The organism is Caballeronia sp. INML1 (assembly GCF_023631085.1).
Classification (GTDB): domain Bacteria; phylum Pseudomonadota; class Gammaproteobacteria; order Burkholderiales; family Burkholderiaceae; genus Caballeronia; species Caballeronia turbans.
The window spans coordinates 25,838-39,085 of record NZ_JALQDT010000050.1 but is presented as its reverse complement, the minus strand read 5'-3'; the positions used below and the strand labels follow the sequence as shown (position 1 = coordinate 39,085).

Here is a 13,248-nt window from a genome sequence, read left to right as displayed (position 1 = left end):
CGCGAACGATTGTTGTCGAATCAGGAAAGAATGTTCCCTGATTCCCACATTAATCCGGCAAGGCACCTTGCCTACAATCGGCGCCTTCATGAGCAGGGGCATATCGGCGGACCGCATGTCGTTTCTGGAAGCACGCTTGTCGACGCGCGACTGGTTCGCTACGGATGGACATGTCTGGCTGCATCTCGCGAAGACGCTGCTTGCCGCGTTCATTGCGATGGGCATCGCAATGCGTCTGGAATTGGCGCAGCCGCGCGTCGCGATGACGACTACCTTCGTGTTGATGCAGCCCTTCTCCGGCATGGTGCTCGCAAAGAGCGTCTATCGTTTCGCGGGCACGATGCTCGGCATGCTCGCCGCACTCGTTCTGGGCGCGGTGTTCGTGCAACAGGCGGAACTCTATGCGCTCGCGCTGACGATATGGGCCGCGTCCTGCACCGCGCTCGCGGTGCGCTACCGCCAGTTCCGCTGGTACGGCTTCGTGCTCGCGGGCTATACCGCCGCGCTGATCGGCGTTCCCGCCGTCACCGATCCGAACGGCCTGCTGATCGCGACGCTCACGCGCGGCGCGGAAGTCATGCTCGGCATCGTGTGTTCGAGCGTGGTGAGCGCGCTCGTCTTTCCGCGCCATGCCAGCGCAACGCTCATGCGCTCGCTCGATGCGCGTCACGCGCAGTTCGCTCGATTCGCGGCCGACGTACTGTGCGGCCGTCTCTCGCGCCGCGCGCGAGATCGCCGTTTCGCGGATTTCGTCGATGAGATCGTAGGCTTCGAAGCGACGCGCGGCTTCGCTGCATACGAGTCGCCTACGATGCGCCAGCACAACGGCAAGCTCGCGCGACTGAACAGCGCCTTCATGGATGCGTGCGCGCGCCTGCATGCACTCGATCAGTCGATCAGGCGCCTGCACGCCAACGACGATACGCGATGCGCACACGACGCACTCATGCCCTTCCTCGAAGAACTCGCGCGCCTCTTCGAACGCGCATCGCCGGACGTGCATCTGCAACGCTACAAGACGACGCTGCCGACGCGCCTGCGCGATGCGCAGCGCCGCCTTGCACACACCGACGATGCGACACAACTCGACTTCACGACGTCGGCGGAGCTTTTGTACCGCTTCATCGCCGATACGATCCGTTATGTATCGATCGCAAACGGCGAGCGCCTGAAAGATCGCTCCGCCTCGCGATATGAAGCAAAAACCAACGGCTTCGTACTTGCCGCGACGTTCATGCGCACCGGCATCGTGATCGCCGCGACCGCGTGGTTCTGGATCGTCACGGCGTGGCCGAGCGGCGGCTATGCCGTGATCGGTGCGACGCTGGCCTGCGCATTGTCGTCGGCATCGGCGCGGCCGTCGAAGTTCATCGCGCAGATGGCCGCTGGCGTGGCGCTCGCGATGGTCACGGGCTACGTGTATCTATGTCACGTGTACCCCGCCATCGATGGCTTCCCGCTTCTGTGCGCGATGCTTGCGGCGCCGCTCGCGGCAGGCGCATTTCTCGCGATGCGCGCCGCCACCGCCGGATACGGCATCGGCTTTTGCGTGTTCTTCTGCCTGCTCGCCGCGCCCGACAACCGCATCGTCTACGATCCGGCACTACTGCTCAACAACGGCCTCGCGGTGCTCGTCGCGATGCTCGCGGCGGCCATCGCATGCGCGATCATCGTGCCGCCGCGCACGCCGTGGCTCGTCGGCAAGACGCTCGCGGAGCTGCGTGCGCAGGCCGCGCTCGCGTGCGAAGGCAAGCTCGCGGGGCTCGCCGAGCGCTTTCACTCGGGCACGCACGATCTGATGTCGCAGTTGCGCGGCGTGCTCACGCGGCGCTCGCGCGAGCATCGACATGCGCTCTCATGGATGCTCGTCACGCTCGAAGTCGGGCAAGCGACGATCGACTTGCGGCACGAAGCGCGTGCGCTGCATGCACAGCGTTTTCCCGATGCACTGCGCATCGCGTGGATCACCTCGCTCGCGCGCGTGTTGCGCGATATCGCCGTGCTGTTTCGCACGCCCGACAGCGCGACGCTGCGTCGCGCGATCGGTTCGGTCGCAGCGTCGATCCTGATCGCGCAGAGCATGCTCGAATTCGCGCGCGCCGACCGCGATGCGCGCAACGGCATGCAGCGCGTGCTCGCGTGCCTGCACTTCATCCGCACCGCGCTTGTCGATTCCGATGCGCCTTTCGTTCCATCGCATGAAAAGGTGCCTTCCTGGCGAAGCGATTAATTCACGGCATCGCGCGCCCTATAGTGGAGTCGGTTCAACGTCGGCGCGCTGATTTGCCGCACCGCTACGGCGGGTTGAAACGCTCGTACGTGCATCCGACTAGACCAAGCGCAAAGTGACACGGCATTGGAACAATGTCTTTCAACGTTGCGATTTCAACAGTAAAGCGCGCTACCTATAATCGCCTTCGGTTAAACGAAGCTCTGGAAGATAGACGTCGATGTACGAAGACCGTATTCGCTGTGCCGCATTGCGCGGGAAGATCACCTCGGCCGCCGAAGCGGCCCGACTCGTGCGCGACGGCATGATCGTCGGCGCAAGCGGCTTCACGCGCGCAGGCGACGCGAAGGCCGTGCCGCTCGAAATCGCGCGGCGCGCGCGCGAGGACAATGAACCGTTGCGCATCACGCTCATGACGGGCGCGTCGCTCGGACATGACACCGATCGCATCCTCACCGAAGCCGGCGTGCTCGCGCGCCGCCTGCCGTTTCAGGTCGATACCACGTTGCGCCGCGCGATCAACCGCGGCGAGGTGATGTTCGTCGACCAGCACCTGTCCGAAACGGTCGAGCTGCTGCGCGCGAATCGCCTCGGCAAGCTCGATCTCGCGATCATCGAAGCCGCCGCGATCACGGAGACGGGCGGCATCGTGCCGACGACTTCCGTCGGCAATTCCGCGAGCTTCGCAATTCTTGCCGAACGCGTGATCGTCGAGATCAATCTGGCGCAGCCGGCCGCGCTCGAAGGCCTGCACGACATCTGGATTCCCGAGCGCCGGCCGCAGCGCGAGCCGCTTCCGATCGTAAGCCCGCAGGACAGAATCGGCGCCGCGGCCATCGAGATTCCACTCGACAAGATCGCCGCCATCGTCATCACCGACACGCCCGACAGCGCGTCCACCGTATTGCCCGCCGACGAAGACACCGCTTTGATCGCCGGGCATCTGATCGAGTTCGTCCAGCATGAAGTCTCGCGCGGGCGCTTGCCGAAACAATTGCCGCCATTGCAGGCGGGCATCGGCACGATCGCGAATGCGGTGCTGTCGGGATTCGCGGCGTCGCCGTTCGAAGCATTGACGATCTATTCCGAAGTGCTGCAGGACTCGACCTTCGATCTGCTCGATTCCGGCAAGGCCGCGTTTGCATCGGGCGCGTCGGTCACGCTGTCCGCAGAGCGGCAGAAAAAGGTGTTCGGCGATATCGAACGCTATCGCGAACGGCTCGTGTTGCGGCCGCAGGAAGTGAGCAATCATCCTGAAGTCATCCGGCGTCTCGGTCTCATCGCGATCAACACGGCGCTCGAAGCCGACATCTACGGCAACGTGAATTCGACGCACGTCGGCGGCACGCACATGATGAACGGCATCGGCGGCTCGGGCGATTTCGCGCGCAATGCGGCCTACGCCGTGTTCGCAACGAAATCCGTCGCGAAGGACGGACGCATTTCGAGCATCGTGCCGATGGTGCCCCATTGCGATCACAACGAGCACGATGTCGATATCGTCGTGACCGAGCGCGGGCTTGCCAATCTCACCGGCCTCGCGCCACGCGAACGCGCCATGAGCGTGATCCAGAACTGCGCGCACCCGCTTTATCGCGAGCTGTTGCGCGACTATTACCGCGATGCAGCAGCGCTCGGTGGGCACACGCCGCATCGTCTCGACCAGGCATTTTCGTTTCACTCGCGCTTTGCGGCGAGCGGTTCGATGCTGCGCTGAAGCGTAGTCGCGCACGTTATGCTGCGCCGCGAAAGCGAATGCGGCGCGAGAACGAAGCCGTTACACGGCGTTTAGGCGCACAATGGCGGGAGCCTGCTTGGGCTGGCGAACAGGAGGAGCATCATGACCGCCATCACCTGGGTTCTTGCCGCCGATGGCAGCCGGGCCCGGATCTTCGAGACGCAAGGATTGAAGCTGGACCTGCGGCAAGTCGAGGACCTCCGGAATACGGCTGCGCGCGTGGCGGAAACGGCAGAAAGCGACCGGGAAAAATTCGCGAGGACCGTCGCAGAGTATCTCGAACGAAGCCGCCTGCATCAACGATTCGATCGCCTGCGCCTCGCGGTCGAGCCGAGGTTTCTCGGCTTGTTGCGAAACCATCTGAGCGGCGAAACGCTCAAGCTCGTCTACGAGGAAGTCAATAGCGACGTGTCGGGCACGGACACGCGCGGTATCGGCCGTCATCTGGACCGGCCCTGAACATTGCTCGTGGCACGCCGTTTCCCGCAAAGAAACGGCGCGCCGCGCGTCACGCCGCGGGCATGATGTTCTGATTGCTGCGGAACACGTTGTCCGGATCGTAACGGCGCTTCACTTCAGCAAGCCGCTCGTAGTTCGGGCCATACGCCGCCTTTACACGATCGCCTTCTTCGCCCGTCATGAAATTCACGTAGACGCTGCCGAGTGCGTGCGGCGTCATCGCCGCGAACATGTCGCGCGCCCATTTCGTGCACTTCTCGTCGTCGGCGGCATCGCTCCAGCGCCCGTGAATGTTGATGGTATAGATCGAATCGCGATTCGCGTACGCCGTTGCATCGACGGGAACGCGGTTCGTCTGTCCGCCCATCGCACCGATGAAAACCTCGCATTGCCCCGACGGAAGCGATTTCACCGCATTCGTCAGGATGTCGAACGTTTCATCGTTCAGGCTCGCGAAGTTGTGTGACTTCCAGTAGTTGCGCTCGCCGGGCGTCAGCAGCGGATCGAAGGCCTTCTGCCATGCGGCGAACGGCATGACCCCGAGATGCTCGCCGTAGGGCGTGCCGAAGCTGCGCACGGGCGCGAGCGCCCTTTCACCGTTTTCGACCGGCCCGACATAGCAACTCGCCAGCACGACGACCGGTTTGCCATGCGCGTCTTCGGGCAGGAACGGCAACGGCGGCGCGAGACGCAGCACGGCCCACACGGTCAGGTCGTCGGGGCTCTGCGCCACGAACTCGCGATACTTCGGCAGCACTTGATCCGCCTGTTCGAGCGGATACACGACGAGGCCGCCGTAAATCTGCGGACCGACTTCGTGCAACTGATATTCGAACAGCGTCACGACGCCGAAGTTGCCGCCGCCGCCGCGCAATGCCCAGAAGAGATCGGGATCGCTGTCCGCGCTCACGCGCCGCCATGTGCCGTCCGCCGTGACGATCTCCGCCGCGACGAGATTGTCGACCGTCACGCCGAACTTGCGGCTGATCCAGCCGAAGCCGCCACCGAGCGTGAGACCCGCGACGCCCGTCGTCGAGTTGATGCCGAGCGGCGTCGCGAGACCGAATGCCTGTGCTTCGTGATCGAAGTCGGAGAGCAGCGCGCCCGGCTCGACATACGCGCGTTTCGCTTGCGGATCGATACGCACGGATTTCAGCGCGGAGAGATCGATCATCAAGGCGTCGTCGCTGACTGCGCTGCCCGCGATGTTGTGCGATCCGCCGCGAATCGAGACCAGCAGGCCGTTGTCGCGCGCGAACGAGAGTGCGGCGATCACGTCGGCCGTGCCCGCGCAACGCATGATGAGCGCGGGACGCCTGTCGATCGTTGCATTCCAGACCTTGCGTGCTTCGTCGTAGTCGGCTTCGGCCGGTGAGATGATCCTGCCTCTCACCGACGCCTTCAAGGTATCGATCGCTTCGCCTGAGATGTTGACCATTGTGAGACCTCGCTGCTGAGTAAAGCGCTGCGACGTTTCCGACCCTGCCAGTTGGTACGCGAAAGCGCAAGAAACCCGCCATCGGATCGCGCGTGGCGTGTCGATCGGTTGCACACCGGTGACCACGAGAACGGGAATGGATCGCGGCAAGCGCACGCTTCGACCGCTCGTTGATTTAATGCCTCGGGTTACGCAATGTAAAGTGCCCGACCAGTGAATTCATGCATGCGATCTAGCATGTATCGGACAAAGTTGCCGATCAGATCGAAGAGCGAATGCAGCGCTTCATTCGTTTTATGTGTATTCCTTATTTAAGGATATTTTTAAGGAAGCCACGGTTTAACAGCCCAAAAAAAACGCGCCGACGAATCGGCGCGTTTTCGCTCATCCATTACGTGTCGATCAGTTCGAATCGTACTTCGGCGAGCGCGGGCCATACAGCATGCCGTTCGTTCCGCCCGTTGCCAGCAGGCGCTGGCTGGTCAGTCCCGCGACGCTCCATGCCTTGTCGGTGGTGACATTGACGACGTGCTTGACGGCGTTCTGCACGAGCGCGCCGACGAGGCCCGAGCCTACGCTGAAGTCGCCGCCGACCTCGCTGCCGTTCGCCGTCGCCGAGCCGCTCCAGAGCAGGTCGCCCGAGCGCAGATCGACCAGTTTGGCTTGCGCCGCGACCACGGTCCTGTTCGCGATGACCCGATAGGACGAGCCGTAATCGGTGATCTTCGTGTACAACGCCGCGTCCGCGCCGAAGATACTGCGCAACTTCTCGGGCGCGACATTCTGAATGTCGTTGGCAGTCGTCAGGCCGTTGCGCCTGAAGGTTTCCTCCATTTCGGCGACCGGCACCACGTAGTAACCGCCTTCGGCGAGCGGCATCGTCATCTGGGACAACATGCCGTATGTCGCGTTGACGTCGTTCGTATCGTTGAGCGGCGGCAGAACGAGAACCGAGCGCGGCTTGTTGCTGCGAAATGCCGCGTGGTCGGTCTGGCTCGGAGAATGTGAAGCGCACGCGGACAGCATCAGCAATACCGATACGACCGCGACGAGTTTGCGGGAAATAAGGAAGGTCATAGTGGGCGCTTACTGAAGTTTGCTCAACAGGAAATCCATGTACGCGGAGGATTCGGGGAAGCGTTCCTTTTCTTCCGTCAATTGCTGGCGAGCCTCGGCGCCTTTGCCGACGCTCGCGTACAGCATGCCCAGGTGGGCGCGAAAGCCGGGCGGCAACGCTTTGTTCTGCGCCAGGGTTTTCTCGCGCGAAGCCTCGAGCGCCGCGATCTGTTCGGCCGCGCCCTTTTGCCCCTTGAAGTATTCGTAGACTTGAGGCTGATAGCCGTCCCATTGATAGAGCGGCGCGGTCTGCGTTGCGCACCCCGTCAGCAGCGCGCACGCCGCCGCGACCGGCAGCGCGAGCGCGGTCAGTTTGTTGTTCTTCGAGATCATGTTCTTCGGATATGAGTGAGGAGATTACTTCGCGGTTTGCAGCGCGCCCGCATCGACTTGCTCGGCCAGACGATTGACCGCCTCGCCGATGGCGAGATCGAGCACCTTGCCGCTCAGCGTGGAGTCGTAACTCGAGGTTCCGCCGAAGCCGATCACTTCACGGGTCGACAGGCTGTACTCGCCCGCGCCCTGGCTCGACGTCACCACCTCGGAGGTGGCCGTATCGACGATATTCAGACTGACCTTCGCATAGGCCACCTGCGTTTTTCCTTGTCCGAGAAGACCGAACAACTCGCGATCGCCGACTTCCTTGCGGCCGAACTCCGTCACGTTGCCGGTGATGACATAGTTCGCGCCCCGGATCGACTGGGCCTTGTTTGCGAAGCCGGCTTCCAGTTTCGTTTCGGCGAGATTGTCGCGATCCAGCACGGCAAAGCGGCGGCTGCGCTGCAAGGAAGTGACGAGAATGGTCTTCGCCTGACCCCCGAGGCGATCGACGCCGTCCGAGAACACGCCGCGCATGTAGCTCGATTGATTGTCGAACTTGCCGATGGACACCGGAACGGCTTTGCCTGCGAAAGGCTTCTGGGCGCTCGCCAGTTCGGGTACCGCCAGCGTGCGCGACGCTTCGTTCGCGCATCCGCCCAATATCGCCGCAACGGACGCGATGACGATCGTCAATTGTCCTTTTGTGAAATTCATTAATTGCCTTTTCAACGTCGGAAATCGAAATCGCCTGTCTTTGATCAGGCGATTTCAAAAACCGGTGATTATTTGGCAATTCCGGACATTCGAAAAGAAAGAGAATTCCTAAAACTGAGCGGCGATGGCGGCGATGGCGGCGATTGCGCCGCCATCGCCGTCGTGCCTGCCATGGGTCAGGCCCGCTCCAGCACCGCCATCTCCCGCACCACCACCAGCAACATCGAAAGACTCGCCCCGCCGCTCGCGCGCAGTTCCGCCAGCAGCCGCGTATAGCGATCCAGCGCGTCCTGCCGCTTCGCACGCCAGCTCTCGACGATCACATCGGGCGCATCGATGCCGCGCGATTGTTCGAGCGCGCTCACGGTCAGCGCGCGCTTCAGGCGCGCGAGCTCTTCCAGCGCCGCCGCGCGCGCGAGCAGGTCCCAGTGCGTCGCGATCGGCAACGCCATCGCCCGTTCGGCGATGCCGCGATAGTCGAGCAGCGTGCCGATGCCGAAGTACACGCTCGCGACGAGTTCGAGACTGCGCTCCGAGCACGCCGCCACTTCGGCGCTGTCGAGCACCGCCGTCGCGATCTCGCCGCTCGCCACGCGCGCCGCGAGGCTGCTCTCGACGCCCGCATCTTCCAGTTCGCGCCGGCGCGCATACCACGCGTCGAGCTGCGGCGCGGGCAGGAGCGCGGGCAGTTGCGGCGCGAGCCGCTGCGCCGCCTCCCGGCAGCGCGCGAGCAGGCCTCGCGCTTCGTGGGCGCCCGACCCGTTGTGCTTCAGATGCCGCAGGAACCAGAGCGACGTATCGTCGAGCAGACGCACGACATCCACGAACATGCGTGCCTGCACTTCGTCCGCGACGATATTGTCGAGCCCGTCGATGCTGCGCCACAGATCGTCGAGATCGAATACGTCACGCACCATCAATGCCGCGCGCACGATATCGCTCGGGCACGCATCGGTCTCCTCCATCAGCCGATGCACGAACGTGCAGCCCACGCGATTGACGAGCGCATTGGTCAGATGCGTCGCGAGGATTTCGCGCTTCAACGGATGGCGCTGCATCGTCTCGCTATAGCGCTGCTGCAGGGGCTTCGGGAAATAATCGGGCAGCATGTCCGCGACGAGCGCGTCTTCCGGCACGCTCGATTCGAGCAGTTCGTCGTAGAGCCACATCTTTCCGTATGCGAGCAGCACCGCGCGCTCGGGCGATGTCAGTCCCGACTTCGCCGCAGCGCGCTCGGCGATTTCGTCATCCGAAGGCAGGAACTCGATCCTGCGCTTCAGGCGGCCCGCGCGTTCGAGGAAGCGCATCATGCGCGCCTCGGCATCGAGCGTCTCGGCTTCGTGACGCTTCGCGATCGAGAGCGCCTGCGTCTGCGCGTAGTTGTCCTTCAGCACGAGCAGGCCGACTTCATCGGTCATCTCGGCGAGCAGCGCGTTGCGTTGCTTCTCGGTCATCTCGCCATCCGCGACGACGAGGCCGAGCAGGATCTTGATGTTGACCTCGTGATCCGAGCAATCGACGCCGGCGGAATTGTCGATCGCATCCGTGTTGATGCGCCCGCCGCGCTGCGCGAATTCGATGCGCCCCAGTTGCGTGAGTCCGAGATTGCCGCCTTCCGCGACGACCTTCACGCGCAGCTCCGCGCCGTTCACGCGCACGGCGTCATTGGTGCGGTCGCCGACTTGCTGATGCGTCTCCGCGCTCGATTTCACATACGTGCCCACGCCGCCGTTGTAGAGCAGATCCGCTTCGGCAAGCAGGATCGCGCGGATGAGTTCGTTCGGCGCGAGCACCGATGCGCTGATGCCGAGCGCCGCCTGCACTTGCGGCGAGATCGGAATCGACTTCGCCGTGCGCGGATAGACGCCGCCGCCCGTCGAGATCAGCGCGGCATCGTAATCGGCCCAACTGGAACGCGGCAGCGCGAAAAGACGCGCGCGCTCCTCGAAGCTCGTCGCCGCATCGGGCGTCGGATCGAGAAACACATGCCGATGATCGAACGCCGCGATCAATCTGATATGACGCGACAGCAGCATGCCGTTGCCGAACACGTCGCCGGACATGTCGCCGACGCCGACCACGGTGAAATCCGTCGACTGGGTATCGAAGTTCATCTCGCGGAAATGGCGCTTCACCGATTCCCACGCGCCGCGCGCGGTGATGCCCATTTTCTTGTGGTCGTAACCGACCGAGCCGCCGGACGCGAACGCGTCGTCGAGCCAGAAGCCGTATTCTCGCGCGATCGCGTTCGCGTAGTCCGAGAACGTCGCCGTGCCCTTGTCCGCGGCGACGACGAGATACGGATCGTCGGGATCGTGGCGCACGACGTCCGGCGGCGGCACGACGCCATCGGGCGTGCGGTTGTCGGTCACATCGAGCAGGCCGCGCAGGAACATCTGATAGCACGCGACGCCCTCGTTCAGAAACGCTTCGCGGTCCGTCGCGGGCGGCGGATTCTTCACGACGAAGCCGCCTTTCGATCCGACCGGCACGATCACCGTGTTCTTCACCATCTGCGCTTTCATGAGGCCCAGCACTTCTGTGCGGAAGTCCTCACGCCTGTCCGACCAGCGCAGCCCGCCACGCGCGACGCGTCCGCCGCGCAGATGCACGCCCTCGACGCGCGGCGCATAGACCCAGATCTCGAACATCGGCTTGGGCTCGGGCAGGCCCGGCACCTTCGACGGATCGAGCTTGAACGACACATACGGACGCGGCTGGCCGTTCGAATCGCGATGGAAGTGGTTCGTGCGCACCGTCGCCGTGATGACGCCGAGGAACTGACGCAGGATGCGGTCTTCATCGAGGTTCGGCACCTGGTCGAGCGCCGCCTCGATATCGGCGAGCACGCGTTGCGCGGCCTTGTCGCGATCCTCGGCCGACCCGCCGCGCGCAGGATCGAAACGCACCATGAAAAGTTGCAGCAGCTTCTTCGCGATCAACGGATTGCCGATCAGCGCGCGCTCGATATACGCATCGCTGAAAGTCGAGCCGACTTGCCGCAGATACTTCGCATACGCCCGCATGATGGTCACGTCGCGCGCGCCGAACTGCGCGCGCAGCACGAGACGGTTGTAGTCGTCGTTCTCGATCTCGCCCGACCACACACTCGCGAACGCGTTTTCGAAGAGCGGCTTCACACGGTCGATATCGAACTCGACGTCGTCCTGCAATTCGAGCCCGAAATCGTGGACCCATGCGTGGGGCGCACCGGTCGGCTCGATCAGATACGGACGCTCTTCATCGACACGCACGCCGAGATGTTCGAGCATCGGCAGGCTGTGCGACAGCGCGATCGGGTCGCCTACGCGATAGACCTTGAAACGGAATGCGCGGCGCCCGGCTTCGATCGGCCGGTACAGACTCATCGACAAGCCGCCGGGCCGCGTGTGCGTCGCCTCGATCAGTTCGATGTCGCGCACCGCCGTGCGCGCCGGATAGTCCTCGCGATAACCGGCGGGAAACGAATCGGCATAGCGCTGCAACAGACGATTGCCCGCCTCCTCGCCGTGACTGTCGATGAGCGCATCGGCGAGATCGTCCTGCCAGCGGCGCGCGACCTGCACGATGCGTGCTTCGAGTTCGCGCGTATCGACTTCCGGCATCGCGCCCCGGTCGGCGCGCACGACGATATGAATCCGCGCGAGCGGCGATTCGGACAGAAGCGGCGTGAACTCGATGCTCTTGCCATTGAACGCCTCCAGCAGCACTTTGCTGATGCGGCGGCGCAAGTCGGTGTTGAACTTGTCGCGCGGCACGAAGACGAGGCACGACACGAAACGGTCGAAGCGGTCGCGCCGCACGAATAGGCGCGTGCGCTGATGTTCCTGCAAACGCAGCACGCCGATCGCGATATCGAAGAGCACGTCTTCATCGGCCTGGAAAAGCTCGTCGCGCGGATACTGCTCCAGCACGGAAATGAGCGACTTCGCCAGATGACCTTTCTCGAGGAAGCCCGCGCGCCGCACGATGTTCGCGCATTTGCGGCGCACGATCGGGATTTCGGACGTCGGCACGAGATACGCGGTCGACGTATACAAACCGAGAAACCGCCGCTCGCCGGTCACCTTGCCATCGGGCGACGTGCGCTTCACGCCGACATAGTCGAGATAGCCCGGGCGATGCACCGTCGCGCGCGAATTGGCCTTTGTCAGAAAGATCGGCGCCGCGCCTTCGATGATCGCGGCCGCGCCCGGCGGCAGCGGCGTCACGTCGCCCGCCGAAGGCTCGCGCAAGGTCTCGCGCAGTATGCCCAGGCCGGAGCCCGCCACGCCGCGCAACGCGGGACCGCCTTCGTGCTCGACAAGCTCGTAATCGCGGCAGCCGAGGAAGGTGAAATGATCCGCGACCATCCATTCGAGGAATGCGCGGGACTCGATGCCGTCCGGCGTCGTGTCGCGCATCTTCAGATCGCCGATCGCGACGCGCGCCGCATCGACCACCTTCGGCCAGTCCTCGACCGCCGCGCGCACATCGCCCAGCACGCGCGCGATGTTGTCGCGCACTTCCTCGAGACGCTCGCCGTCGCCGCAGCGGTCCACTTCGAAATGGATGAACGATTCGAGCTCGGAATTGCCATCGCCCGCTTCGGCGTGGCCCTGGCCGATGCGCTCGATATCGCCCGCATGCGCGCCCTTGCCGGAGCGCCAGACGCGAAACACCGGATGAATCGCCGAATGCAGCGCGAGACCGAGGCGGTTGAGCTCCATCGTCACCGAGTCGACGAGAAACGGCATGTCGTCGTTGACGATCTCGACGACCGTGTGGTCCGAGTGCCAGCCGTGCTGTTCCAGATTCGGGTTGTAGACGCGCAGCACCTCGCGCCCGGGCACGAACTTCTGCGCCGTCTGCCAGTGCGCCATCGCCGCGCCGTAGAGATCGGCGACGTCGCGGCTCGCGATATCCTCGACATCGACCTGCTCGTAGTAATAGCGAAGCAGCGGCTCGATGACCTTGAAGGACGACTCCGGCAATCGTCCTCGCGCGAAGTCCAGAAGATCGTTGATGAGCTGTTCGACCCGCGCTTCGTTCTTGACCAGCATGGTGTCCTCCCGAGGCTTTCGGTTGCGATGCGGTTGCGGCACGCTCTTCGAATCAATCAAGGAGATTATGCGCCGCCCGGCGCCTTTGGCCCCGGGTCGGGCATGTGCGGTTGCACAAAGACGGTGCGCGCATGGCCGTACCTTAGCCGCGCCGCATGATCTTTGCGCGACAGCGGCTTTCGGCTATCGT

The 13,248-nt window shown here is 63.6% G+C and carries 8 protein-coding genes; 3 read left to right on the top strand and 5 right to left on the bottom strand.

Translation table 11 applies throughout. The annotated features are described in order from the left end of the window. Positions 1 to 88 precede the first annotated feature (88 nt). From NCR38_RS15920 to NCR38_RS15910, 3 genes are all read left to right on the top strand, one after another. Positions 89 to 2,230 carry an FUSC family protein gene (locus tag NCR38_RS15920; protein WP_250477343.1) on the top strand — a complete coding sequence of 714 codons (2,142 nt, stop codon included), beginning with the start codon at positions 89 to 91 and terminating at the stop codon, positions 2,228 to 2,230. A gap of 220 nt (positions 2,231 to 2,450) precedes the next feature. Then, positions 2,451 to 3,947 (top strand): acetyl-CoA hydrolase/transferase family protein, encoded by a 1,497-nt coding sequence (locus NCR38_RS15915; protein WP_061116000.1) that lies wholly within the window; start codon positions 2,451 to 2,453, stop codon positions 3,945 to 3,947. Between the two features lie 123 nt (positions 3,948 to 4,070). Continuing rightward, the gene (locus NCR38_RS15910) at positions 4,071 to 4,427 is read left to right on the top strand and encodes a host attachment protein (RefSeq protein WP_061116001.1); all 357 of its coding nucleotides are present in this window, start codon (positions 4,071 to 4,073) and stop codon (positions 4,425 to 4,427) included. Positions 4,428 to 4,476: 49 nt separating this feature from the next. On the opposite strand, the gene NCR38_RS15905 is transcribed toward NCR38_RS15910, so the two are convergent. The 5 genes from NCR38_RS15905 to NCR38_RS15885 form a co-directional block, all read right to left on the bottom strand. Then, on the bottom strand, positions 4,477 to 5,865 hold the full coding sequence (locus NCR38_RS15905; RefSeq protein ID WP_061116002.1) for an FAD-binding oxidoreductase: 1,389 nt from the start codon (positions 5,863 to 5,865) through the stop codon (positions 4,477 to 4,479). A 402-nt stretch (positions 5,866 to 6,267) separates the two neighbouring features. After that, positions 6,268 to 6,942, bottom strand: coding sequence for a DUF799 domain-containing protein (locus tag NCR38_RS15900; RefSeq protein ID WP_061116003.1), 675 nt, complete (start codon positions 6,940 to 6,942; stop codon positions 6,268 to 6,270). A gap of 9 nt (positions 6,943 to 6,951) precedes the next feature. After that, complete coding sequence (locus NCR38_RS15895; RefSeq protein WP_061116004.1) at positions 6,952 to 7,314, bottom strand: DUF4810 domain-containing protein; 363 nt, start codon at positions 7,312 to 7,314, stop codon at positions 6,952 to 6,954. Between the two features lie 24 nt (positions 7,315 to 7,338). Beyond that, on the bottom strand, positions 7,339 to 8,016 hold the full coding sequence (locus tag NCR38_RS15890) for a CsgG/HfaB family protein (protein ID WP_061116005.1): 678 nt from the start codon (positions 8,014 to 8,016) through the stop codon (positions 7,339 to 7,341). Between the two features lie 176 nt (positions 8,017 to 8,192). Then, on the bottom strand, positions 8,193 to 13,058 hold the full coding sequence (locus tag NCR38_RS15885; RefSeq protein WP_061116006.1) for an NAD-glutamate dehydrogenase: 4,866 nt from the start codon (positions 13,056 to 13,058) through the stop codon (positions 8,193 to 8,195). Between the last annotated feature and the right edge of the window lie 190 nt (positions 13,059 to 13,248).